Source organism: Magnetospira thiophila, from assembly GCF_054657015.1.
Map to the genome: position 1 here is coordinate 879,968 of NZ_BAAHXF010000001.1, position 25,033 is coordinate 905,000.

Below are 25,033 nucleotides of genomic sequence, written 5' to 3' on the forward strand. Positions count from 1 at the left end.
CTCCTTAATGAAAATATCCGGAACCCCGGATGTTGGGATGATCGATGGCGGGACCGTTCTCAGCCTGTTTCGTTTTGCAATCCTCAAGCCTGTTCTTGAGGATGGAATTGACGGAAGAATAGGAATGGGCGCCGATCTCAAGCGCTCTTTCGCAAGCCGCCTCCAGGCGTTCCGGCCCATGAACCTTGGCCAGGCGGAGGATGCCGATAGCGGAACGAAAGCCCTGTTCCGGGTGTGGCTTGCGGCGCAGAATAATGTCAACGAGGGCTTCCGTGTTGGCCCCTTGGGCGGTAGCCATGCGGCGGATTTTCTCCGGCGTCCAACTGGCGTATCGTCGGTGTGATGACGGCATGTGTTCCGGGACCGTGGTATGACGCCGATTGCCGGGGCCGCGCATATGGACGGCGACACGCTTGCCTTTATGGAATATCTCGACACTGCGTTCCGTGATGCGAGCCCACAGGGTTTGTTTGACCAACGCATGCGGGACCGAGTAAAAATGCTTGCCCACTTCCACATGGTAATCGATGCCGGCGCGTCGCTGTTTCCATTCGGCGTATTCGAAGGGCTCGGCGGGCAAGGCTTTGAGGGCCGGGCGGTCCAGTTCTTCGAACAGTTGCCGCCGGGACGCATCCAGATGCTTGCTGACCCGCCTATTCAGAACCTCAAGCTGTTCACGGATTGCCTGATTGAGTTCGGCCAGGGAGAAGAAACGGCGATTGCGCAGGCGGGCCAGAACCCAGCGCTCGACCACCTGAACGCCGACTTCCACCTTCGCCTTATCCCTTGGTTTTTAGGGCCTGGCGGGAATGACCGCCGTACCGTAATGGTTCGCCAGATCGGCGTAGGTCCGATTAACCTCGGGATCATAAATGCAGGATTTGATGACACCGGACTTGAGGTTGTCGGGAACGATCTGCTTGGGAACGCCGCCGAAAAAACTGAAGGCGCGGCTGTGCGAACCGATCCAATCAGGCAGCGCCTGGCTCCAAGTGGCCTCGGCGTAGGTGTAACTGGAGGCTCCCAGGGTGGCGACGAAGATCTGGGCCTCGTGGACCTCGCCGGTCAAGCCGTCAATCACTTCCACGGTTTGACCGGCGTAATCGACAAACAGCTTCTCACCGGCCACATGGTTCTGGCGCATGGTCGGGTTCAGCTTACCCCGCCAGTCCCGGTAAAGATCACAGAACCGGCTGTAACCGTAACCCTCTGGATGCCGCGCCCGGTATTCCTCCCACAAAAGGGCCAGGGTCACGCCGGGCTTCTTTTTCTCCCGGTGCAGCGACGGCCAATCGGGCGGAAGTGGGCGTTCCCTCGTTCGAACCCGCAAGGGCGGAAACAATAGCTGCTCCAGCCCTTCCTCCGAAAGGTCCCCGGGTAAGGGCCAATTCAACCCCGCTTGTTTGGCCCGGGCGATATAATCCCCGACCGTTGTACGGCCAATATTCAAACTGACGGCGATCCGCCGCCTCGACAGGCCCTCGGCATGCAGCCTCAAAACGTCGCTAATCTTGCGCATGGGCAACCTCTCCCTGGGCATCTCCGCTCCTTCCCAAAAGGTGCGAAGGTAACCCTCAAAAGATCACCCAACGAGGTCGATCACAGGCCAGACAAAAGTGGCCGCTTTGCGTCGGAATCGGTGGCCGGATTAAATCGGAATCAGTGGCCGCTTTGGATCGGAATCAGTGGCCGCTTTGCGTCGGAATGCGCAGTCCCGCTCACACGCCGGCCTGATAATTCCAGGGGAGCAAGTCCTTGATGTGATTTTGCTTATGGCCGTTGACGATGGCTTTCAGCGTATGCTCGATGTAGGCGAAGGGGTTGATGCCGTTCAGCTTACAGGTTTCGATGAGCGAGGCGATCGCCGCCCAGTTTTCGGCGCCCGCGTCATGACCGGCGAAGAGAGCATTCTTGCGATTAAGGGTGATGGGCCGGATTGTCCGCTCGACGGTATTGGAATCCATTTCGACGCGACCGTCGGATAGGAACCGGCAGAGCCCTTCGAAGTGCTTGGCAATATACGTCAAGGCTTCGCCAAGCAGTGATTTTGCCGAGACCCGGCTGCGCTGTTCGGCGATCCAGGTTTCAAAGGCTTTGACCAAGGGTGCGGAGCGTTCCTGGCGAACGGCGAGCCGGTCTTCGGGCGACCGACCGCGGATTTCATCTTCGATTTTGTAGAGTGCCGCAATCTGTTTCAGGCCCTCCCCGGCGATGGGCGATGTTCCCGTTTTAACCAGTTTATAGAGTTTGCGCCGGGCGTGGGCCCAGCAATAGGCCAGCCAGATCGCCGGATCGAGCCGTCCGGGCTTGATCAACCGGTTATAGCCGGTATAGCCGTCCACCTGGAGAATGCCGCCGAACCCGTCCAGGATATCCTCGGCATGTTTGCCACCGCGCCCCGGCGCATAGGTAAACACCACGCCAGGAGGATCGTCACCGCCCCAAGGCCGATCATCACGGGCCAGGGCCCAGAAGTAACCGGTTTTGGTCTTGCCCCTTCCCGGGTCCAGGACCGGTGCCGGGGTTTCGTCCATGAACAGTTTCGTCGAACCCTTCAAGTCCGTCAGCAGAGCATCGACCACGGGTTTAAGAACGAAAGCCGCCTTGCCCACCCAGCCCGCCAGGGTCGAACGATCCAGATCGATCCCTTGCCGGGCATAAATCTGGGCCTGGCGATAGAGCGGCGCGTGATCCGCGTACTTGGAAACGATGACATGGGCCACCAGGCTTTCCGTCGGCAACCCACCCTCAATCAGACGTGCCGGAGCGGGGGCCTGGACGATCCCTTCCTCGCAGACCCGGCAGGCATATTTGGGACGCCGGGTGATGATCACACGGAACTGCGCCGGAATGACATCGAGCCGTTCGGACACATCCTCGCCGATGACGTGGCGCTCGGTGCCGCAGCACGCGCAGGTCACATCATCGGGTTTGATGACTTCCTCAATCCGCTCCAGATGTTTGGGCAGATTGCCCCGATTGGTCTGGCGTGGTTTCTTCGTTGACTTTGATGAGGGCGTGTTCGAAGCCTCGCCCGCAGCCTGAACCTCGGCAATTCCGGTCTCGATATCCTCCAGCGCCAGTTCCAGTTGATCCCGGGCTATTCTTTCCGACTTGGCGCCGAACAGGGCATGTTTGAACGCCTTGACCAGCTTCTCCAGCCGCGTATTGATGACGTGCTGGGAACGGATGATGGCCTTCAAGGCCTCGACATCGTCGGGCAGGTCCGCTTCGGATAGGCCGCTTTCCGGCTCGCTTTCAGGCGCGTTCAACATGGCTGGAATCTAGCAGAAACCATGGCCTTATGCATTATAAAACATGCATTTTCTGGGTCAGGCCACCGTCGGCGAAGACCCTTCCAGGGGCCGAACCTTGCGCCAATCCAAGCCCGCAAAAAGGGCCTCGAATTGCACCGCAGACAGGGCCATCACCCCGTCTTTTATCCCGGGCCAGACAAAGGTTTGATCCTCAAGCCGCTTGTAGGTCATCACCAGGCCGCTGCCGTCGAAGTGGAGAAGTTTCAAACGGTCCGCCCGCTTGGCCCGGAACACGAAAACCATGCCGGTGAACGGATCGCGTCTCATGGCGTTGAAGACATAGGCCGCCAGCCCATCATGGCCTTTACGGAAGTCCACGGGACGGGTCGCCACCACGATCCGCACGCCCTCGGAAGAAAACATCATCGCTCCCGTCCCAAGGCTGTAACGATCTCCGCCAAGCGATCCGCCGAGGTCGAAGCGTCAATCCGGATCGTCACCGGGCCGACAATCATATCCAAAGTCGATGCCGGTTCCGGCGGGCTTTCTTCACGCACAATGACAGAGGCAAATGCCGGGGTGAGTGCAGGCGCCACCATGGCCATATCACCTTCGGCCGCCGGCAGAACCAGACGACCCTCCCGCGCCCGCCGCCGCCAATCCGAAAGGTGATTGGCTCTCAGACCATGGCGTTTGGCAACGCCATTTACGCTCGCGCCAGAAACCAAGGTCTGTGCAACAATCCGTGCCTTCACGTCGTCGGGCCACCGGCGCCGACCACCCGGCTCCGTAACAAACTGAGAAACGACAGTGGACTCCGTATGTAGCGCCGAACCTTCCGGCATAGAAAACCTCCCTCGAAAAATACGAGGCAAGATTATCGCCGCTTCTCATTGGAAAAAATAGGTGGGGTCAAAATGGCGCTTACGGAATGCGCACAAAGTCGTGGCAATTTGGATGCGGGAAAATTCCTGGTGACGGATCCGGGGTGACGGATCCGGGCTGGTGACGGATCCGGGTTACAGTGCAACGGTGTTGACTCGGTGTTGACTCGGTGTTGACTTTTGCAAACCGCCTGCAATGGGCGAGCAGTAAAAAATGCCGCCAACCAATTGGGTTGACGGCATTTTTTATGAATGCGCAGTCCCGCTCACACGCCGGCCTGATAATTCCAGGGGAGCAAGTCCTTGATGTGATTTTGCTTATGGCCGTTGACGATGGCTTTCAGCGTATGCTCGATGTAGGCGAAGGGGTTGATGCCGTTCAGCTTACAGGTTTCGATGAGCGAGGCGATCGCCGCCCAGTTTTCGGCGCCCGCGTCATGACCGGCGAAGAGAGCATTCTTGCGATTAAGGGTGATGGGCCGGATTGTCCGCTCGACGGTATTGGAATCCATTTCGACGCGACCGTCGGATAGGAACCGGCAGAGCCCTTCGAAGTGCTTGGCAATATACGTCAAGGCTTCGCCAAGCAGTGATTTTGCCGAGACCCGGCTGCGCTGTTCGGCGATCCAGGTTTCAAAGGCTTTGACCAAGGGTGCGGAGCGTTCCTGGCGAACGGCGAGCCGGTCTTCGGGCGACCGACCGCGGATTTCATCTTCGATTTTGTAGAGTGCCGCAATCTGTTTCAGGCCCTCCCCGGCGATGGGCGATGTTCCCGTTTTAACCAGTTTATAGAGTTTGCGCCGGGCGTGGGCCCAGCAATAGGCCAGCCAGATCGCCGGATCGAGCCGTCCGGGCTTGATCAACCGGTTATAGCCGGTATAGCCGTCCACCTGGAGAATGCCGCCGAACCCGTCCAGGATATCCTCGGCATGTTTGCCACCGCGCCCCGGCGCATAGGTAAACACCACGCCAGGAGGATCGTCACCGCCCCAAGGCCGATCATCACGGGCCAGGGCCCAGAAGTAACCGGTTTTGGTCTTGCCCCTTCCCGGGTCCAGGACCGGTGCCGGGGTTTCGTCCATGAACAGTTTCGTCGAACCCTTCAAGTCCGTCAGCAGAGCATCGACCACGGGTTTAAGAACGAAAGCCGCCTTGCCCACCCAGCCCGCCAGGGTCGAACGATCCAGATCGATCCCTTGCCGGGCATAAATCTGGGCCTGGCGATAGAGCGGCGCGTGATCCGCGTACTTGGAAACGATGACATGGGCCACCAGGCTTTCCGTCGGCAACCCACCCTCAATCAGACGTGCCGGAGCGGGGGCCTGGACGATCCCTTCCTCGCAGACCCGGCAGGCATATTTGGGACGCCGGGTGATGATCACACGGAACTGCGCCGGAATGACATCGAGCCGTTCGGACACATCCTCGCCGATGACGTGGCGCTCGGTGCCGCAGCACGCGCAGGTCACATCATCGGGTTTGATGACTTCCTCAATCCGCTCCAGATGTTTGGGCAGATTGCCCCGATTGGTCTGGCGTGGTTTCTTCGTTGACTTTGATGAGGGCGTGTTCGAAGCCTCGCCCGCAGCCTGAACCTCGGCAATTCCGGTCTCGATATCCTCCAGCGCCAGTTCCAGTTGATCCCGGGCTATTCTTTCCGACTTGGCGCCGAACAGGGCATGTTTGAACGCCTTGACCAGCTTCTCCAGCCGCGTATTGATGACGTGCTGGGAACGGATGATGGCCTTCAAGGCCTCGACATCGTCGGGCAGGTCCGCTTCGGATAGGCCGCTTTCCGGCTCGCTTTCAGGCGCGTTCAACATGGCTGGAATCTAGCAGAAACCATGGCCTTATGCATTATAAAACATGCATTTTCTGGGTCAGGCCACCGTCGGCGAAGACCCTTCCAGGGGCCGAACCTTGCGCCAATCCAAGCCCGCAAAAAGGGCCTCGAATTGCACCGCAGACAGGGCCATCACCCCGTCTTTTATCCCGGGCCAGACAAAGGTTTGATCCTCAAGCCGCTTGTAGGTCATCACCAGGCCGCTGCCGTCGAAGTGGAGAAGTTTCAAACGGTCCGCCCGCTTGGCCCGGAACACGAAAACCATGCCGGTGAACGGATCGCGTCTCATGGCGTTGAAGACATAGGCCGCCAGCCCATCATGGCCTTTACGGAAGTCCACGGGACGGGTCGCCACCACGATCCGCACGCCCTCGGAAGAAAACATCATCGCTCCCGTCCCAAGGCTGTAACGATCTCCGCCAAGCGATCCGCCGAGGTCGAAGCGTCAATCCGGATCGTCACCGGGCCGACAATCATATCCAAAGTCGATGCCGGTTCCGGCGGGCTTTCTTCACGCACAATGACAGAGGCAAATGCCGGGGTGAGTGCAGGCGCCACCATGGCCATATCACCTTCGGCCGCCGGCAGAACCAGACGACCCTCCCGCGCCCGCCGCCGCCAATCCGAAAGGTGATTGGCTCTCAGACCATGGCGTTTGGCAACGCCATTTACGCTCGCGCCAGAAACCAAGGTCTGTGCAACAATCCGTGCCTTCACGTCGTCGGGCCACCGGCGCCGACCACCCGGCTCCGTAACAAACTGAGAAACGACAGTGGACTCCGTATGTAGCGCCGAACCTTCCGGCATAGAAAACCTCCCTCGAAAAATACGAGGCAAGATTATCGCCGCTTCTCATTGGAAAAAATAGGTGGGGTCAAAATGGCGCTTACTTTTTTATGGTTGCGGGGAGAGGATTTGAACCTCTGACCTTCAGGTTATGAGTTTGTTATTTATATATCTTCATATATTATCTCACATCGCCTTATCTTATCAGTATATTGTTTTTACGTGATAATTATCATATTATTGATGTCACGGGATATCCTGTATAGGCTTGTTTGGCTTTCCAATAAATTCCGAATGAATTCCGAAAGGCTTTCCATGCCCCATTTAACCAAGAAGTTCATTGATGCCCTGCCAGTGAAGGAGAAGGAATATTTTGTCTGGGATGATCAGACCAAAGGCTTCGGGGTTCGGGTGTATCCCAACGGCGGCAAGCGCTATGTGGCGCAGGCGTTTCGTCAGGGAAAAACAACCCGGGTACAGATTGGTCGGCAGGGTGCCCTGCCCTTCGAGGAGGCCCGCAAACGGGCGGTGCGGATCATCGGCGATATCGACGACGGCAAAAACCCGAACGACGAAAAACGTGAAGAGCGTCGCTCCCCGAACCTGCAACAGCTCGCCGAGCGGTTCCTAACCGAATATGTCACCTCACACTGTAAGCCGCGCACCCAGGTCGAATACAGACATGCCCTGAACAGCTATATTCTTCCGGCACTCGGCTCCCTTAGCGTTCTGAAGATCAGCCGTGATGATGTCTCCGACCTTCATCACGCCATGCGCGATACCCCCTACCAAGCCAATCGGACACTCGGGGTGCTCTCGAAGATGATGAACCAAGCCGAGGCCTGGGATTACCGGCCGGATCGTTCCAACCCCTGTTACCATGTCAAAAAGTACAAGGAACAAAAACGCGAACGCTATCTTTCGCCGGAACAACTGATCAGCTTGCGCAAGGCCCTGGATGCGGAGGAGTCCTTTGCGCCTTCTGCCGTCGCCGCCTTTCGTCTGCTGATCTTCACCGGGGCTCGGCTGTCGGAAATCCAGACTCTGCAATGGAGCTATATCCGAGGGGACCGGATATTTTTGCCGGATTCAAAGACCGGCGCCAAAGTGCTGCATCTTGGCAAAGCCGCCCTGACCCTACTGGGCTCCATTGCGCGGGTGGACGGCAATCCCTACGTCATCACTGGGTCGCAGGCGGGCGCGCATTTGACCGACTTGCAAAAACCCTGGCGACGGGTGCGCAAACTGGCCACCGTTCACTATTGGCTGGATTACGGCGATGCCGGGACAAGCGGCATTGTGCGGGCCTTGCAGGAAAAGCTGGGGGCGCTCCCCTCGTGGGAGGCCTGCCGGAAAGCGGCGGCGGACGACGCACAGCCCTTGCCGGTGGGGCTGGCCGATGTACGCATTCACGATCTGCGCCACACCTTTGCCTCCAACGCCGTGATGATGGGGGAAACCTTGCCGATGATCGGCAAACTGCTCGGCCACACCCAGCCCCAAACAACCGCCCGCTATGCCCATCTGGCCGACGACCCGCTCCGCTCCGCCGTGCAGAGGATTGATGCCATGCTGGACCGGACGATGCTGGGAGAGTGATCCGTTCCTATCCGTGGGGGGGGCGGTGATCTCCCCCTGTTGCCAAATCACTTAAACCTGCCGACCAACATATTGATTCTAAGTTCTATTCCCCAACTTTCCCCAAGATTCCCCGAGTTTCTCCGACTTTCTCCGACTTTCCCCATTTTTCTCCGTGGTAAGGGAGGCAGGATAGGCAATGTGGGCCCACGGCTCCCACATTGCGTCCTGCCTTATTCGCACGCCGGGGGCGCGCTTAACGGGTTTTTTTCGATAAACGTTCTTGCGCCTCTCAGAAAGCCTGTTGTGGAATTCAGTGATGAGCCTGGATCAAAATCATGTCCGGGTTTCCGTGCCTCCCGCTTGATGATCCTGGCGCGGATTCTGGCGATCGCCTGCGGCGACGAGGATTGCGACGATCTACGCCAGGGAACGCAACGCAGCCGGTAGGGCGTTCAATGTTGGGTCATCCATCACCATCCCGAAATAATCCTGTGCCAGTGCAGCGGCAACTTCACCCTGTCCATGGTCTCGGGCTTTCTTCAGTGGGTCACGGTCGGGGCGGCTGGCAAGCCACTTTTTATGCAGGGCGAACGCGCGGGGATCGACGGCAACAATAGGCACCGGCAGGCCATCCTCACCAACCGCGATCTGTGTGAATTTTGGCACGTTCAATAGCCAGTCGAGACCCGCCACGGGAGCGGCGGCAAGGTCATCATCCGCGATACGGTCAACCGGATGGGTTGTGATTTCGTTCCGCGCCTGGGGGCGCACCAAATCAACATAGAAGCCTTTATCATTCGAAGCCTGATAGCCGCTGCCCTGGAAAGACCGGTCTACCCGTTGCAAGGCGCGCAACAGTCCTTCACGTTTCATTTCCGCCGAACAGAACTTCAAGCCGCGCCGTGCATCGAATAGCAAATCAACATCTTTGGTGGCGACGAAATCCCCACCAATATGGACGCCCGCGCGGGCTTCATAGGCATACAATGATGTGGTGCCGATAACGATCAAATCCCGGCCTAAAATACCCTCGCGCGCCAACCGCCGAAGTATCCTTGCGGTAATGGTCGGCACCCTCCCCAAATTTGAGGCCCGCATAATCGGAGCCATGCGGTCAAGCTGTTCCTTCAGGCTGGACTCGCGGGCCTTGGTTTGGGTACGGCCTTCCCGGAAAGCTCTCTCCATATCTTCGGTTTCTGATGAACGGGGGCCTAGGGATTTCTCAGAGGCTTTAATTTTGCGGTACAGATAATCGCTCCCGCCACGAGATGCCCACCGCATGGAACCGGGGAAGCGATGATCAAGGTCTGCCTGTGCCTGAGTGAGGGCGTCATAGGCTTGCACCATGTCAATGATACGGCGACGACCATCCAAATCTATCTCATTGAATTTCATGGTTTTGCCACTCAAATAACTGTTTTGTGTATAATAGTGGCAATAGATTTAAAATCAAATTGTTATATCAAAAGTTCAAGATCTACCGGTTTGCAAGGACCAACCTATCAATCTTCATAGGCTGTATTCCGAATCATGATTCCCTAAAATACCCCGTGTGGATGGCAGGGGAGAAATCTGATGGGTATCTCGTACAATTGCGTGGGTTGTGTTTTCCAAGTCAACAACCTCTGTTGCCTGGAGCGGCGTCGGCCCACGGCGAAGATCCCCTGCACCCGCTTCATGCCGCGGGAGACGATCTCATCGGACGACGACACGGCTTCTCCGCCTGATACCGAGAGGGAAGCCAAACTGCTTCTGGTGGCCCAGGGGCGCAGACAGATTCATTCCATGGGTTAAAGCCAGGGCATATTCAGGGATCGATCAGCCGCAATTGGATGGCTCGTGCCAGGGCCTGCTCACGGGTGGAACGCGACCTGACCCCAAGCGAGAAGAAGGAACTCACCGCCGAGGAGAAGGAATACAAATCGAAGCGCAAACTCGTTCAGGAAAAGCTGATCAAGTTCGCGACCCGCATTCCGGCGTTCATGTACCTGACCGATTTCCGGGAAAACACACTGCAGGATGTGATCACCAAACTTGAGCCCGATCTCTTCCTGGCTGTCACGGGATTGACGGTGGCCGATTTCCACCTGCTTGTGCGTCTGAAGGTCTTCAATACCGAGCAAATGAATCAGACCGTGTTTGCGTTTCTCAGAGGCTTTAATTTTGCGGTACAGATAATCGCTCCCGCCACGAGATGCCAACTGCATGGAACAGGGGAATCGATGATCAAGGTCTGCCTGCGCCTGAGTGAGGGCGTCAGCACCCCCTCGCCGAGCACCGCCTTCCCATCTTGATCGATATCCATGATCCTGCCCATGCGGACGATAGATGTCCGTTTAAGGATAGATGGACATCAATGGCATGACGGATTGGCGGTCAGGCAAGCGGCGTCGTTACAGTGACGCGTTCAAGCGACAGGTTGTGGCGGAGGCTTCGGCTGGCCGGATTTTACTCCGCCGTTGACATTCAGATCGGGCTCTTATGTCGACAATGATGACTATGAGTTGATTTTTATTCAAAAATTATCGATAGCACCCCAGAGTTACTTGATCCTTTCCATGAATTAGATCCCATAAGAACAACCTCAAAAGACTTATCATATGGATTCACACTCCACAAAATCTCGACATCATCTCCTGGAATCCAGTATTTCTCCTTTAAATACATTAATAATATTATTTCTTTAGCTTTTTTTATATTCGAATTGTCCTCACTATCAGATAGCACCCCATTTCTGTTGCAAGAAATATTGTGTTCTTCAACCGAACAACCGATATGTGAGATGAGACTTGAGGAGCGATCAACTCCAAAATAATTGATTGCTTTATTTCTTAACTCTACCGCAAAAGCCAGTCCAATTGGTGTTTCAAGGGACTTTATAGTAGATTTAATGGCCTTGCTTTGAAGTTTTTTCGAAATCCGTCCGCGAAACAGGACAAAAGGCCTGCCATTCGGTTTTTTATAAGTTGTCCATGTACCTTCATCAAAAGCAGCATCAAAGACTTTACCAATGGGAGTTGTTCCGTATGATGCCAATTTTCCGCTACGGATAAGTTCGACATTGGAATCACTGCAACCAGTTATGAAAAACACCAGCATGAAAGGAACAATGATCATACACAGCTTTTGTGCCCTTAATAGCTTCTCGCTCGCCATTCTAGTTTTGAATTGGGCAGCCCCCGAAACAGGGTGATGAAAGTGACTGATCATGTTGCCTCCTACAGATGTTTTAACGAGAATAGATAATTTTTGGTGATGTAAGTCATACCTACATACAAACCACGTCATAAATTGACGTTTCTTGGTTTGTCTATTAAATGCTTGGGAGAGTGGAAATTGTCAGAGAAAGCCGAAACCATTTTCAATCTGGCATTGCGTATGCAGAGCACCAGCGAAGGCTTAAGCCTGGAAGAAATCATGCGGGAATATGATGTTTCACGCCGAACTTCCGAACGCATGCGAGATGCCATTGAACGGATTTTCCCACAAATGGAAGAAGCGCCTTCGGTCGGTCGCATAAAGAAATGGCGCTTACCCTCGGGCACGCTGAATCGTTTAACCGCGTTCAGTGTTGTAGAGGTGCTGTCTTTAGAGAATGCGATCAGGCAAGCGGAAAGGGATGGGTATTTAGATCAAGCCGAGAACCTGATGACCTTGCTTAACAAAATCCAGTCGCTTCAGACAAAACAACAAAAGCTTGTGGCAGAGCCAGACCTCGAAGCATTGATGGCCGCAGAAGGTTACGCGCTGAGACCTGGCCCTCGCCCCGTTTCAAGCCCGGAGACACTGAAAAAAATCCGCCATGGAATTTTAGCCAGCAGCAAGATCAGGATCAAATATCTATCTAGAGAGACGGGAAAAGTTACAACGCAGAAAATCTGCCCCTACGGTATTATTTATGGAAATAGAAATTATTTGGTGGCATTCAGCCTGAATCCCAACGTTTTTGACTATCGATTATACAGCTTATCAAACATTCAGCACATTGAGATTCTAGCGGATAGTTTTGTCCGTGATCCAGATTTTTCTTTAGAACAATATATGATGAATTCTTTTGGCGTTTTTCAGGAATCCCCCTTCAATGTTGTCTGGAAATTTTCGCCTCAAGCTGCAACGGATGCAAAAGAGTGGCGCTTTCATCCCACCCAAACCTTTGAGCATATGGCAGATGGTTCTCTGATCGTACGTTTCAAAGCGGGAGGCCGAAGAGAGATGGAGTGGCATCTTTACACCTGGGGGGATCAGGTTGAAAACCTGACCAATTACGATGCCCCCCTTCAAAGTTAAGTGAACGCCACAGGGTGATGATCAATTAATTCCGCAACCACTGGATCAGCAATCAGGCCAAGGATGGACTTCGCTACGAAGCCGGAGGAAAAGGAATTGGGGTCAGGTCCGCTTTCAAGTAAAGGGGGTGTCTGGGTTGCCCACAGTTCGTGACCGCCAACGCCATGGGCACGACACCCACCTCCTCGAACCATTGCCGGACAACTTTGTCCTGTCCTTTGTACGTGCCATCGTTCCCCCACGCGCAGACCATAGGCCCACCACAGGCGGAAACAAGCTTGGCAACAGATTGAACATGTTCCTTGTTGTCAGGGCCAACTGGATCAATGGCTGCCTTCATCGACTCCGGATCGGTTGCCCGATAGGCAAATATGTTGACGACGATCAATCCCCCAAATCCCCAAGAGCGTGCATAATTGATGCAGCGTCGAATGGTCGGATCATCTTCGATAGAGTCCGCCGTCGAAGGATTGAGCATCACGAATCCACATGTTTTTCCTTCCCCCCATTTTCGGGTAAGGCGGTAACGATATTGTTCGCAGTTGGACATTACAGCGTCGGAGTGAATCATCTTTGTAATCTCCCTTGGCGTTGCATGAGTTATCTCTAATATAAATATGTGTAATTATTCGAATGAGATCCTTATAGAGCGTGTTTTATTTTTTTTACGACTTATCCATAATGATCTTAGGCTTCTTCTAATCAAGGTTATCAATGATCGGAGTTGCCTTCTCATAATGAGAGTCGGCAACAAAGCGAAATCGCCCTGGAGGAAGATCGAAAGCACGAACGATTTGCGCTTTTTTCTCCTCATGCCTGAGCAGGTTCCTGGATCCGTAAATCACAAAAGTTTTCGATGGCTCGTGATAGAGAACCCGCCCTCTTTCAAAATCGGTGAACTCGTGCGGCAAAAGCTCTGGCCTTGTTCTTTGGAGATTCCGCCAGTGCTGGAAATGACCATTTGGAGTGTCCCTCCAACCTTCTATGGCCGCACAGGTGTCAAACGGTATGGACGAAGGCACGACAATACCGTCAATGATCCACCAAAGCCCAATCTGTGACCGCAAGGCCATGAATGCCTCCATCTGCTCTTTTCGCAACGCGGGTGCCTTCGAAGTTAAAGTTATATCATCATAGCACGTCATAAATTGACGTTATTATGGATTAAATTAAGAAGTGACTGCTAAGTAGTTCCGTTATAGATTAAAAAATATCTTGGAGGGCTGTGAAATGATTCAATCATTAGAAAGCATTCAGTGTGCGATTTACGACTTTTTAGAAACTGCCAATGGTGCCTTGGAAGCCAAAGATCGGATGTTCTATGGTGGCCATTTCTTGACTGGTCGCATTGAGCAACCGAAGTTTTTGTTTCTTGGGATTAACCCCGGATTTGGGGCGAACGATTGGCCCCAACGTCCTCTCTCCATCCCGCGCAATTCGTTTTCGCCGATTCCGTGCAAATTCGTTGATGAACACAAAGACGGTGCGCGTTTGGCCCAGAAAATCGTCGATGTCGCACTGCAAGGCTATGCGGATAAGTTGGAAACTTGCGCAGAATCCAGCCTGCGCTCTTTTTTTGCCACACCTGACGAACCCACACTGAATGGGCAGTTGGCTGCTCTTGCTGCCAAAGACCTGCATAAGGAACATGACCGGCTGATGACAGATGCAGTGAAGACCATTGTGGAGACGACAAATCCGAAGCATATCGTCTGCATAGGCATGACGGCCTTCAAGCGTTTCATGAACGTATTCGGCGGCAATCCGGCGGATGTCAAGATGAAGAGCGCCAAATCAGCTTCCGGTAAGTCTGATCCCGTGTACTACAAGCACACCATGATTAATGACCGACCAGTGCATGGCCTACTCCACTTGTCCGGAGGTCATCCATCGAAAGTGATGATTGAAGACCTGAAGAAAATATTTTCAGCTCTGGGGTAGGCACCGCTTCCCTCGCCCCCCCCCGGACAACGGGGTACTCGTAAAGCCTCCTGTCAATGTGGAGATAACCGCCGCCTGCCGAAGAATGTCACTCTCGATATGGATTCCAGCGTCAGCCCAACCCATGGCGACCAGGGGGGCACCTCCTACAACGGCCACTTAGGCTGCACCTCCTTATCACCCGCTATTCCTTGTTCATCACAAGGACGACCCGGAACGGTGCTCTCTGTGTCTCGGCAACGTGCACGAATGCGGACCGACTCCCGCAGATGAAGCGGAAGCTCAAACGAAGATCGGCCATCGTCGCCACCATCGGCCACATGAACACTGAAGGCAGGCTTGCTCGACGCCACCTCCTGGGACAGGCCGTCGACGCCCTCAGCGCGCTGCTGGCCGCCGCCGGGCACAGCCTGCGCCTCATACTCAGCTCCATCGCGCATTTTTTTAGCATAAATCCTGGCCGCAGCCTCCGTGCAATCCGCATAAAGAGATACTTCCCTGAAACCTGACCGCATCGCAACATCAAGCGAATAGACTTTTTTCAGGACGAACAAAATACTGAGGCTGAAAACGTCAAAATATGACGCATGCCTCCGTTAATCATGTATGTCGTTCCAAACTTGTCACGTCACCTTCGAGAAATTGCAGGGGAATGCATGAACACCCAATTGAACAAAATTATTCCAAGGATTGCAGCATTTTATATCCAATATAATGATTTGGTCAAATTCATGTATTAACTAAATAAACTATCACATCAATGAAGTTTGTATATAATATACAACAATTTGAATTAATAATAGTTGGATAATATGGAAACAAATAATACGAATAACCCTAAAGAAACAACAGCACCATTTAAGTCAATTGATAAATTGATGCATAATATTATAAAGTCTTCTGCCATAGCATTTGACTCAAAATCAGAAAATTCTGGGTTTTTGAGTGGAATAAATTCTCTAGATAAGGTGCTACATGGTTTTAGAAAATCTGATTTTATAGTTATTGCGGGACAGTCACATGAATCGCACTCGGTGCTTGCTTATCAAGTTGGGCTGAAAGCTGCTCAAGAACATCAAGGGGAGAAATATAATAAAGAAGGAGCAGAAGTTGCAATTTTTTCATTGGCAAAAAACGCAGACAGTGTTCTTAGAAGATTTATTGCACTACAATCTGGGGTGTCGGAATTTAGGTATAGAGACGGCAATGTTTCTGCTATTGAGTATAATCAGGCTTTGCAAGCTGCATATTCCATACAAAACTTACCTATATTCATTAACGATGCCCCTAACCTAAGTGTTCATGATTTATGTGCGCAAGCCCGTAATATGAAAAAAGACAGGGATATTGGACTAATAATAATCGATCACTTAGATAGATTAATTGCGAATAATTGTGCCAATATTACATCTAAGGATCGGGAAACACATTTTGTTGCATGTGAATTAAAAGCTTTAGCGATTGATCTAAACTGTGCGGTTTTATCATTATTTAATACTACAACAACATTAGGAGCGATGTGCAATGAATGCTCAAAGAAAGAGAATGAAGAAAATATTACACATCTAATAGATACTGCTGATGTTCTATTGGTATTTCATTCTGCATATGAGCATTATAAACATTCTGGTCCAACACAAGATAGTTTGAATATGCGATACGAACGGTGGCATAACGGGTTGCAGAGCTTTGATGGCATAATAGAAGTAGATATTATAAAAAATAAACATGGGCAGATTGGTGGCATTGATGTTATGAGCAAAACAGGAATGGGACTTCACGATTTTAACCCATTTTCCCCAGATGGTACCGCATATTAGTAACCTGAAGTCGTTATTATGATATAAGAATCAAAGTATTATTTTCTATTTAGAGGTAATTCTATGGCCCACCTAATGGGTGAAAGCAAAAGCGGGGCTTTGCGGTTCGATTTTAACCGCCGCTCGCCTAAGGACGTAGTCCTCGATATGGATTCCAGCGTAAGCCCAACTTATGGCGACCAAGAGGACTCTGCTTATAACGGGCACTTCGGCTGTAGCTGCTATCCCCCGCTGTTCCCGTTCAACCACATGGGCGATCTAGAACGATGCCGCGTCCGCGGTGCCGACGGCTGGCGGGATGTCCTGGTGCAGGTGGTCGAACGCTACAAGGATCGGCAGGTTCGAATTTACGTTCGTGGCGACGCGGCGTTCGATTCGAGTAATTTGTACGAACACCTTGAATCTGAGGGTATTCTCTGCGCGATCTACCTGCCCGCCAACAAGGCTCTCCAGGAAAGCATCGCCCACCTTCTGATCCAACCGGTCGGCCGCCCGCCCAATCTTGTCCTCCGCTACTACGCCAGCTTCAGCTATCAGACGGGATCTAGGGACAGGAAACGCCGTGAGGTCCCAAGGTCGAATGGCATTTCGGCGACCTGTATCTTCGTGTCGGCTTCATCTTGACCAACCTGAGCCGTCCAGCCGAACGGGTCGTCGCCCTCTATAATCAGCGGGGCACGGCGGAACAGTGGATCAAGGAAGGCAAGAACGCCAACAGGTGGACCCGGCTGTCGTGCCGCAGGTTCCGCAACAACGAGGTCCGGCTCCAGTTTTATGCTCTGCCGTGCAATCTGTCCAATTTCATGCGTACCCTGGCCCTGCCTCAGGAAGTCGAACACTGGTCGCTGACGAAGTTGCGGGAGAAGTTTGTCAAGATTGGGGCCAAGCTCGTCTCTCACGGTAGGTACGTCACCTTCCAGAAGGCGGATGGCGAAGTGTGCCTGGGGCTAAGGAAATGGGGCGAATGGCTTGTCAAAGCCGAACCGGCGGTTGGAAACGTGTTTGGCCTGACCGAGTGACTATGCACACTTCCGGGATGGGCCACCCTTTTGAACAATCATGACTAGATTCAGGGCTTTTGGGGAATATTGTATGAAAAGTGTTTCATCATGAGTAACAAAACATTGCTGAACCGTCGAAAATTTCTATCCCTTGCGCTCGGCGGGGTGACCATGGCACCTTTTTCCGTTGTAGTAACATGGGGATGCAGCCGGGCAGCAAGGAAAATGGTGACTGGTTATCATGTCTGTGATGGCATACAGCTTTACGCAGTTGGACAAGGCGGCGACGATTTAGTTCAAAATCATCGGTTGGCCACAGAATCTAGCGGCTACAAGGGCCATACAAATATTGATGGGACCGCGTACGATATTTCGCTGGATCTGATTGTGATGGATGGGGAGGACGAGGATACAATTTCCACTGTGCGTACTTTGGTCGCGCATTTGAACAGCGAACGCCTCCACATCTTATTTGTGTCCGGAATGATGGGCAATATAGCTTTCGGTGATCTGAGCAAGCACGTTGATGCCGTTATCCAATGCCCTGTTGTGGAGCAGGGCCTTAATTGTCTTTCCATATCCTCTAGACGTGAACCCAACTTCCCAACCCTTGATGCGGCCTTTAGTCTAGTGGCACCGTTACTTTGGCCAGGTCTTATCGCCTACGATTTTGAAGACATGAAGCATGTCTTTGCGAGTCACAAGCTCTATACTGCTTTGCCAGTGCGGATAGATGCGCCGCATTTGAATTCAAGGCTCAACAAGCAAAATACAGGAGAGTGCATGCCGACAGTGTCACGACGCGGGCGTGCAGAAGGCATTCTGTCGATTCTGTCTGGCATGCATGACTGCAATGCCCTCTATCTAATTGATGCAGCGGCTTCTAACATTCAAAGACTCTTGAATATCGACTTGCGTTTTCCGCATGCCTTCATCAAAGAACAAGTGGGGTGGGGCGGTAGTTACTTGTTTAAACCCACCGACGCTGCAAGTTTGAGGTCAACTTACACTGTATGATGAGATGATAGCGGCCATTATTTTTCGCATTGACGGTCCGTCGAGTTCCAATCTTTGAGCGTTATGGACGATGCGATCAAGGATAGCGTCGGCGAAAGTGGGCTCACTGATGACGTCATGCCACTTGTCGACCGGAAGTTGGCTGGTCATAAGGGTCGAAGCATCCTGGTATTGTTCCTCGACGATTTCCCTGAGATCGCGGCGCTGGTCGGCATTGAGTTTTTCCGGCTCCCAATTGTCGAGGATCAGTAAGTTTGGTTTTGTCAGGGCACGGAACAGGCGTGAGTAGGAACGCGCGTGCCCTTGTGAAATATTTCGACACTACGTTCCGTGATCAGCACCCAAAGGGTTTGTTTGATTAACGTAAGCGGTGTCCCGCTTACACACCGGCCTGATAATTCCAGGGCAGCAATTCCTTGATGTGATTTTGCTTATGGCCGTTGACGATGGCTTTCAGCGTATGCTCGATGTAGGCGAAGGGGTTGATGCCGTTCAGCTTGCAGGTTTCGATGAGCGAGGCGATCGCCGCCCAGTTTTCGGCGCCCGCGTCGTGACCGGCGAAGAGAGCATTCTTGCGATTAAGGGTGATGGGCCGGATCGTCCGCTCGACGGTATTGGAATCCATTTCGACGCGACCGTCGGATAGGAACCGGCAGAGCCCTTCGAAGTGCTTGGCAATATACGTCAAGGCTTCGCCAAGCAGTGATTTTGCCGAGACCCGGCTGCGCTGTTCGGCGATCCAGGTTTCAAAGGCTTTGACCAAGGGTGCGGAGCGTTCCTGGCGAACGGCGAGCCGGTCTTCGGGCGACCGACCGCGGATTTCATCTTCGATTTTGTAGAGTGCCGCAATCTGTTTCAGGCCCTCCCCGGCGATGGGCGATGTTCCCGTTTTAACCAGTTTATAGAGTTTGCGCCGGGCGTGGGCCCAGCAATAGGCCAGCCAGATCGCCGGATCGAGCCGTCCGGGCTTGATCAACCGGTTATAGCCGGTATAGCCGTCCACCTGAAGAATGCCGCCGAACCCGTCCAGGATATCCTCGGCATGTTTGCCACCGCGCCCCGGCGCATAGGTAAACACCACGCCAGGAGGATCGTCACCACCCCAAGGCCGATCATCACGGGCCAGGGCCCAGAAGTAACCGGTTTTGGTCTTGCCCCTTCCCGGGTCCAGGACCGGTGCCGGGGTTTCGTCCATGAACAGTTTTGTCGAACCCTTCAAGTCCGTCAGCAGAGCATCGACCACGGGTTTAAGAACGAAAGCCGCCTTGCCCACCCAGCCCGCCAGGGTCGAACGATCCAGATCGATCCCTTGCCGGGCATAAATCTGGGCTTGGCGATAGAGCGGCGCGTGATCCGCGTACTTGGAAACGATGACATGGGCCACCAGGCTTTCCGTCGGCAACCCACCCTCGATCAGACGTGCCGGAGCGGGGGCCTGGACGATCCCTTCCTCGCAGACCCGGCAGGCATATTTGGGACGCCGGGTGATGATCACACGGAACTGCGCCGGAATGACATCAAGCCGTTCGGACACATCCTCGCCGATGACATGGCGCTCGGTGCCGCAGCACGCGCAGGTCACATCATCGGGTTTGATGACTTCCTCAATCCGCTCCAGATGTTTGGGCAGATTGCCCCGATTGGTCTGGCGTGGTTTCTTCGTTGACTTTGATGAGGGCGTGTTCGAAGCCTCGCCCGCGGCCTGAACCTCGGCAATTCCGGTCTCGATATCCTCCAGCGCCAGTTCCAGTTGATCCCGGGCTATTCTTTCCGACTTGGCGCCGAACAGGGCATGTTTGAACGCCTTGACCAGCTTCTCCAGCCGCGTATTGATGACGTGCTGGGAACGGATGATGGCCTTCAATGCCTCGACATCGTCGGGCAGGTCCGCTTCGGATAGGCCGCTTTCCGGCTCGCTTTCAGGCGCGTTCAACATGGCTGGAATCTAGCAGAAACCATGGCCTTATGCATTATAAAACATGCATTTTCTGGGTCAGGCCACCGTCGGCGAAGACCCTTCCAGGGGCCGAACCTTGCGCCAATCCAAGCCCGCAAAAAGGGCCTCGAATTGCACCGCAGACAGGGCCATCACCCCGTCTTTTATCCCGGGCCAGACAAAGGTTTGATCCTCAAGCCGCTTGTAGGTCATCACCAGGCCGCTGCCGTCGAAGTGGAGAAGTTTCAAACGGTCCGCCCGCTTGGCCCGGAACACGAAAACCATGCCGGTGAACGGATCGCGTCTCATGGCGTTGAAGACATAGGCCGCCAGCCCATCATGACCTTTACGGAAGTCCACGGGACGGGTCGCCACCACGATCCGCACGCCCTCGGAAGAAAACATCATCGCTCCCGTCCCAAGGCTGTAACGATCTCCGCCAAGCGATCCGCCGAGGTCGAAGCGTCAATCCGGATCGTCACCGGGCCGACAATCATATCCAAAGTCGATGCCGGTTCCGGCGGGCTTTCTGCACGCACAATGACAGAGGCAAATGCCGGGGTGAGTGCAGGCGCCACCATGGCCATATCACCCTCGGCCGTCGGCAGAACCAGACGACCCTCCCGCGCCCGCCGCCGCCAATCCGAAAGGTGATTGGCTCTCAGACCATGGCGTTTGGCAACGCCATTTACGCTCGCGCCAGAAACCAAGGTCTGTGCAACAATCCGTGCCTTCACGTCGTCGGGCCACCGGCGCCGACCACCCGGCTCCATAACAAACTGAGAAACGACAGTGGACTCCGTATGTAGCGCCGAACCTTCCGGCATAGAAAACCTCCCTCGAAAAATACGAGGCAAGATTATCGCCGCTTCTCATTGGAAAAAATAGGTGGAGTCAAAATGGCGCTTACTGATTAACGAATGGGGAACTGAGTAAAAATTCTTGGCAACCTACACATGATAATCGATCTTCGAACAGGCCGAGGCCATGGCCCTGCATGAGAAGCTGTATTTTTCGTTGTCTGGAGATAGCAGAATTGACCGTTTCAAAAATTCCGATTGAATTCCGAACCGGCATTTATGGGATTCTGGCGCAGCAACAAAAAGCCCTTAACTCATTGAGTTAAGGGCTTAATGTTTGGTTGCGGGGGTAGGATTTGAACCTACGACCTTCAGGTTATGAGCCTGACGAGCTACCGGGCTGCTCCACCCCGCGGTAAGGGGATCTGGGGACGTTATGAGACGGATTTTCTCTGGACGGCCCCGGGTGTTGGGGGGAGATGTGATGAGGTTGATTGTGTATTTGGCCCGCTTTGGAAGACCTGGCGGCGACCTACTCTCCCACGCCTTAAGACGCAGTACCATGGGCGCTGAGGGGTTTCACGGCCGAGTTCGGGATGGGATCGGGTGGGACACCCTCGCCAGAACCACCAGGTCATCCAAAGGGGGCCTTGTGATTTTGGGATGGTTTTAATGAGTGACTTTGATCAAGTGTTGTGTGACCTGATTTCCTTGTGTGCCGAGCTTATCCCTGCGCATGAGGAACAAGCGATCAGGAGGTTAATCCTGACGGCATGGGGGATTTCAAGCCTATCGAGCAATTAGTACCGGTTAGCTGCATGTGTTGCCACACTTCCACACCCGGCCTATCAACGTGGTGGTCTTCCACGGCTCTCAAGGGAAGTCTCGTTTTGAGGGGGGCTTCCCGCTTAGATGCTTTCAGCGGTTATCCTGTCCGAACTTAGCTACCCTGCGGTGCCACGGGCGTGACAACAGGTACACCAGAGGTTCGTCCACCCCGGTCCTCTCGTACTAGGGGCAGCTCCTCTCAAACTTCCAACACCCACGGCAGATAGGGACCGAACTGTCTCACGACGTTCTAAACCCAGCTCACGTACCACTTTAATCGGCGAACAGCCGAACCCTTGGGACCTGCTCCAGCCCCAGGATGTGATGAGCCGACATCGAGGTGCCAAACGATTCCGTCGATATGGACTCTTGGGAATCATCAGCCTGTTATCCCCGGCGTACCTTTTATCCGTTGAGCGATGGCCCTTCCACGCGGGGCCACCGGATCACTAAGGCCGACTTTCGTCTCTGCTCGATCTGTCGATCTCGCAGTCAGGCGGGCTTATGCCTTTGCACTCAACGACCGATTTCCGACCGGCCTGAGCCCACCTTCGCGCGCCTCCGTTACTCTTTGGGAGGCGACCGCCCCAGTCAAACTACCCACCACGCAGGGTCCCGGACCCGGTTTCACGGGCCGCGGTTAGATACCAGAGAACAAAAGGGTGGTATTTCAAGGATGGCTCCACGCCGACTAGCGCCTGCGCTTCAAAGCCTCCCACCTATCCTACACATTCATCCCCTAATACCACTGCGAAGCTGTAGTAAAGGTGCACGGGGTCTTTCCGTCTGACCGCGGGTACTCCGCATCTTCACGGAGAATTCAATTTCGCTGAGTCGATGTTGGAGACAGCGGGGAAGTCGTTACGCCATTCGTGCAGGTCGGAACTTACCCGACAAGGAATTTCGCTACCTTAGGACCGTTATAGTTACGGCCGCCGTTTACCGGGGCTTCAATTCAGAGCTTGCACCCCTCCTTTTAACCTTCCGGCACCGGGCAGGCGTCAGACCCTATACGTCGTCTTACGACTTCGCAGAGCCCTGTGTTTTTAGTAAACAGTCGCCACCCCCTGGTCTGTGCCACCCCCATATGGTTGCCCACATGGAGGTCACCCTTATCCCGAAGTTACGGGTGTATTTTGCCGAGTTCCTTCAACATCGTTCTCTCAAGCGCCTTGGTATACTCTACCTGTCCACCTGTGTCGGTTTCGGGTACGGTCTTGCGGTGGGGTTATTTCCTGGAACACCTTCGATGCACCCACAATCCAATAAGCGGGCACAACACACGGTATTCGTCACCTCCACCAGGCCCAGGAATATTAACCTGGTTCCCATCGCCTACGGCTCTCGCCCTCGGCTTAGGGGCCGGCTCACCCTGCGCGGATTAGCCTTGCGCAGGAACCCTTGGACTTTCGGCGACAGTGTTTCTCACACTGTTTATCGCTACTCATGTCAGCATTCTCACTTCCGATACCTCCAGCGCACCTCGCGGTACACCTTCACAGGCCTACGGAACGCTCCGCTACCAGACAGATCAAAGATCTGAATCCGCAGCTTCGGTGCATGGCTTTAGCCCCGTTACATCTTCGGCGCAGGACGGCTTGTTTAGACCAGTGAGCTATTACGCTTTCTTTAAAGGATGGCTGCTTCTAAGCCAACCTCCTGGCTGTCTTGGCCTTCCCACATCCTTTCCCACTTAGCCATGACTTGGGGACCTTAGCTGGCGGTCTGGGCTGTTTCCCTTTCGACGACGGACCTTAGCACCCGCCGTCTGTCTGCCGCGCTCTACTCCACGGTATTCGGAGTTTGGTAAGGTTTGGTAAGGCTTTGGGCCCCCCTAGCCCTTCCAGTGCTCTACCCCCGTGGGTAATACGCGACGCTCTACCTAAATAGATTTCGCGGAGAACCAGCTATTTCCGAGTTTGATTGGCCTTTCACCCCTAGCCACAAGTCATCCCCGTCTTTTTCAACAGACGTGAGTTCGGCCCTTCAGTGCGTGTTACCGCACCTTCAGCCTGCTCATGGCTAGATCACTCGGTTTCGGGTCTACTCCCACGAACTCAGTCGCCCTATTCAGACTCGCTTTCGCTCCGCCTACACCTAACGGCTTAAGCTTGCTCGTAAGAGTAACTCGCTGACCCATTATACAAAAGGTACGCAGTCACACCCGAAGGTGCTCCTACTGATTGTAGGCATTCGGTTTCAGGTCTCTTTCACTCCCCTCATCGGGGTGCTTTTCACCTTTCCCTCACGGTACTTGTTCACTATCGGTCACAGAGGAGTACTTAGGCTTGGAGGGTGGTCCCCCCATGTTCAGACAGGATTTCACGTGTCCCGCCCTACTCGAGGACTTATGCGCTTTCTACCCGTACGGGGCTGTCACCCGCTATGGCCCGACTTTCCAGACGGTTCCGGTTCTTACACACAAGCCACTGGCCTGGTCCGCGTTCGCTCGCCACTACTAACGGAGTCTCGGTTGATGTCCTTTCCTCCGGTTACTGAGATGTTTCAGTTCACCGGGTTCGCCTCCCTGCCCTATGTATTCAGGCAGGGATCACCCTAAAGGGTGGGGTTGCCCCATTCGGAAATCTTCGGATCAAAGATTGCTCCCATCTCCCCGAAGCTTATCGCAGGGTGCCACGTCCTTCATCGCCTCTCTGTGCCAAGGCATCCACCAAATGCCCTTAACGCGCTTGAAATCCGTCCCATGCGCAGGGACAAGCCCAGCACACATACATCCCAGGGCGTGCAACCCCGGAATTTAGGAACGGTCACTCAACACTTGTGCCGATCAACGCGGAACATATCATCCCCCACCGCCGCCAGAATGATCGCTCATCCCCACAACGCCAAAGAACAACAAGCCCCCTCGCCAACCGGCGCGGTCACTCATTTATTCAACCTCTTCACAATGTCCAACAACCTTCACCGGATCAAAAAATCCAGTAAATCTCGAGCCTATCGATGTGATGTTTTGCCGTCGTATGACCCAAAAAGGCCATCCCTCAATCCGAAAGCACCGCAAAAAATGGTGGAGCCGGACGGGATCGAACCG

The 25,033-nt window shown here is 53.9% G+C and carries 20 protein-coding genes, 2 tRNA genes, 2 rRNA genes and 4 pseudogenes (1 of these 28 only partly in view); 9 read left to right on the forward strand and 19 right to left on the reverse strand.

All coding sequences use genetic code 11. From position 1 onward, the window contains the following. Positions 1-4: 4 nt before the first annotated feature. The 7 genes and pseudogenes from istA to tnpA (ACYQ1P_RS04320) form a co-directional block, all read right to left on the reverse strand. Positions 5-1,519, reverse strand: a pseudogene (istA, locus tag ACYQ1P_RS04290) (IS21 family transposase). A gap of 199 nt (positions 1,520-1,718) precedes the next feature. After that, entirely contained in the window at positions 1,719-3,275 is a 1,557-nt protein-coding gene (gene tnpC, locus ACYQ1P_RS04295) for an IS66 family transposase (RefSeq protein ID WP_460019128.1), read from the reverse strand. Positions 3,276-3,332: 57 nt separating this feature from the next. Then, a complete protein-coding gene (tnpB, locus tag ACYQ1P_RS04300; RefSeq protein WP_460019126.1) occupies positions 3,333-3,683 on the reverse strand; it encodes an IS66 family insertion sequence element accessory protein TnpB in 351 nt (116 codons plus the stop codon). Next, the gene (gene tnpA, locus ACYQ1P_RS04305) at positions 3,680-4,102 is read right to left on the reverse strand and encodes an IS66-like element accessory protein TnpA (protein WP_460019129.1); all 423 of its coding nucleotides are present in this window, start codon (positions 4,100-4,102) and stop codon (positions 3,680-3,682) included. Before tnpA (ACYQ1P_RS04305) ends, tnpB (ACYQ1P_RS04300) begins: the two co-directional genes overlap by 4 nt. Positions 4,103-4,407: 305 nt before the next feature. Further along, positions 4,408-5,964, reverse strand: a complete 1,557-nt coding sequence (tnpC, locus tag ACYQ1P_RS04310; protein ID WP_460019128.1) for an IS66 family transposase — start codon at positions 5,962-5,964, stop codon at positions 4,408-4,410. Positions 5,965-6,021: 57 nt separating this feature from the next. Next, a complete protein-coding gene (tnpB, locus tag ACYQ1P_RS04315; protein ID WP_460019126.1) occupies positions 6,022-6,372 on the reverse strand; it encodes an IS66 family insertion sequence element accessory protein TnpB in 351 nt (116 codons plus the stop codon). Beyond that, positions 6,369-6,791 (reverse strand): IS66-like element accessory protein TnpA, encoded by a 423-nt coding sequence (gene tnpA, locus ACYQ1P_RS04320; RefSeq protein WP_460019129.1) that lies wholly within the window; start codon positions 6,789-6,791, stop codon positions 6,369-6,371. Before tnpA (ACYQ1P_RS04320) ends, tnpB (ACYQ1P_RS04315) begins: the two co-directional genes overlap by 4 nt. 294 nt (positions 6,792-7,085) lie before the next feature. Here tnpA (ACYQ1P_RS04320) and ACYQ1P_RS04325 point away from each other — a divergent pair, with 294 nt between their 5' ends. After that, entirely contained in the window at positions 7,086-8,369 is a 1,284-nt protein-coding gene (locus tag ACYQ1P_RS04325) for a site-specific integrase (RefSeq protein ID WP_460019130.1), read from the forward strand. Positions 8,370-8,768: 399 nt separating this feature from the next. Here ACYQ1P_RS04325 and ACYQ1P_RS04330 read toward each other — a convergent pair whose 3' ends face one another. Further along, on the reverse strand, positions 8,769-9,746 hold the full coding sequence (locus ACYQ1P_RS04330) for a GSU2403 family nucleotidyltransferase fold protein (RefSeq protein WP_460019131.1): 978 nt from the start codon (positions 9,744-9,746) through the stop codon (positions 8,769-8,771). A 464-nt stretch (positions 9,747-10,210) separates the two neighbouring features. Between ACYQ1P_RS04330 and ACYQ1P_RS04335 the strand changes: the two genes are divergently transcribed. After that, positions 10,211-10,645, forward strand: coding sequence for a hypothetical protein (locus ACYQ1P_RS04335; protein ID WP_460019132.1), 435 nt, complete (start codon positions 10,211-10,213; stop codon positions 10,643-10,645). A gap of 217 nt (positions 10,646-10,862) precedes the next feature. On the opposite strand, the gene ACYQ1P_RS04340 is transcribed toward ACYQ1P_RS04335, so the two are convergent. Then, on the reverse strand, positions 10,863-11,561 hold the full coding sequence (locus ACYQ1P_RS04340) for a hypothetical protein (protein ID WP_460019133.1): 699 nt from the start codon (positions 11,559-11,561) through the stop codon (positions 10,863-10,865). 126 nt (positions 11,562-11,687) lie between these two features. Here ACYQ1P_RS04340 and ACYQ1P_RS04345 point away from each other — a divergent pair, with 126 nt between their 5' ends. Then, positions 11,688-12,638, forward strand: a complete 951-nt coding sequence (locus ACYQ1P_RS04345) for a helix-turn-helix transcriptional regulator (protein ID WP_460019134.1) — start codon at positions 11,688-11,690, stop codon at positions 12,636-12,638. 73 nt (positions 12,639-12,711) lie between these two features. On the opposite strand, the gene ACYQ1P_RS04350 is transcribed toward ACYQ1P_RS04345, so the two are convergent. Both ACYQ1P_RS04350 and ACYQ1P_RS04355 read right to left on the reverse strand, forming a co-directional pair. Then, positions 12,712-13,209 (reverse strand): DUF1643 domain-containing protein, encoded by a 498-nt coding sequence (locus ACYQ1P_RS04350; protein WP_460019135.1) that lies wholly within the window; start codon positions 13,207-13,209, stop codon positions 12,712-12,714. Positions 13,210-13,336: 127 nt separating this feature from the next. Further along, on the reverse strand, positions 13,337-13,711 hold the full coding sequence (locus ACYQ1P_RS04355; RefSeq protein ID WP_460019003.1) for a hypothetical protein: 375 nt from the start codon (positions 13,709-13,711) through the stop codon (positions 13,337-13,339). Positions 13,712-13,868: 157 nt separating this feature from the next. Here ACYQ1P_RS04355 and ACYQ1P_RS04360 point away from each other — a divergent pair, with 157 nt between their 5' ends. The 6 genes and pseudogenes from ACYQ1P_RS04360 (at position 13,869) to ACYQ1P_RS04385 (ending at position 18,417) form a co-directional block, all read left to right on the forward strand. Further along, positions 13,869-14,579 (forward strand): hypothetical protein, encoded by a 711-nt coding sequence (locus ACYQ1P_RS04360; protein WP_460019136.1) that lies wholly within the window; start codon positions 13,869-13,871, stop codon positions 14,577-14,579. An 81-nt stretch (positions 14,580-14,660) separates the two neighbouring features. Beyond that, positions 14,661-14,826 (forward strand): annotated as a pseudogene (locus tag ACYQ1P_RS04365) (transposase); the annotation flags it as partial. 16 nt (positions 14,827-14,842) lie between these two features. Then, positions 14,843-15,028: pseudogene (locus tag ACYQ1P_RS04370) on the forward strand (IS5/IS1182 family transposase); the annotation flags it as partial. Between the two features lie 363 nt (positions 15,029-15,391). Then, complete coding sequence (locus tag ACYQ1P_RS04375) at positions 15,392-16,399, forward strand: DnaB-like helicase C-terminal domain-containing protein (RefSeq protein WP_460019005.1); 1,008 nt, start codon at positions 15,392-15,394, stop codon at positions 16,397-16,399. A gap of 117 nt (positions 16,400-16,516) precedes the next feature. Beyond that, a pseudogene (locus ACYQ1P_RS04380) lies at positions 16,517-17,328 on the forward strand (IS1380 family transposase); the annotation flags it as partial. Positions 17,329-17,508: 180 nt separating this feature from the next. Then, a complete protein-coding gene (locus tag ACYQ1P_RS04385) occupies positions 17,509-18,417 on the forward strand; it encodes a hypothetical protein (protein ID WP_460019137.1) in 909 nt (302 codons plus the stop codon). On the opposite strand, the gene ACYQ1P_RS04390 is transcribed toward ACYQ1P_RS04385, so the two are convergent. The 8 genes from ACYQ1P_RS04390 to ACYQ1P_RS04425 all read right to left on the reverse strand — a co-directional run. Continuing rightward, a complete protein-coding gene (locus ACYQ1P_RS04390; protein ID WP_460020131.1) occupies positions 18,400-18,729 on the reverse strand; it encodes an ATP-binding protein in 330 nt (109 codons plus the stop codon). The two genes, ACYQ1P_RS04385 and ACYQ1P_RS04390, sit on opposite strands and share 18 nt — an antisense overlap. 67 nt (positions 18,730-18,796) lie before the next feature. Further along, positions 18,797-20,353, reverse strand: coding sequence for an IS66 family transposase (gene tnpC / locus ACYQ1P_RS04395; RefSeq protein ID WP_460019127.1), 1,557 nt, complete (start codon positions 20,351-20,353; stop codon positions 18,797-18,799). Positions 20,354-20,410: 57 nt separating this feature from the next. Then, positions 20,411-20,761: an IS66 family insertion sequence element accessory protein TnpB gene (gene tnpB, locus ACYQ1P_RS04400; protein WP_460019126.1), complete on the reverse strand. Its 351-nt coding sequence runs from the start codon at positions 20,759-20,761 to the stop codon at positions 20,411-20,413. Continuing rightward, positions 20,758-21,180 (reverse strand): IS66-like element accessory protein TnpA, encoded by a 423-nt coding sequence (gene tnpA / locus ACYQ1P_RS04405; protein ID WP_460019138.1) that lies wholly within the window; start codon positions 21,178-21,180, stop codon positions 20,758-20,760. The genes tnpB (ACYQ1P_RS04400) and tnpA (ACYQ1P_RS04405) overlap by 4 nt, the downstream gene beginning before the upstream one ends. A gap of 311 nt (positions 21,181-21,491) precedes the next feature. Then, positions 21,492-21,568 (reverse strand) — tRNA-Met (locus tag ACYQ1P_RS04410). A gap of 104 nt (positions 21,569-21,672) precedes the next feature. Next, positions 21,673-21,787: ribosomal RNA gene (rrf, locus tag ACYQ1P_RS04415) — 5S ribosomal RNA — on the reverse strand. Between the two features lie 145 nt (positions 21,788-21,932). Beyond that, positions 21,933-24,677: ribosomal RNA gene (locus ACYQ1P_RS04420) — 23S ribosomal RNA — on the reverse strand. A gap of 330 nt (positions 24,678-25,007) precedes the next feature. Then, a tRNA-Ala gene (locus ACYQ1P_RS04425) sits at positions 25,008-25,033 on the reverse strand (it continues 50 nt past the right edge of the window).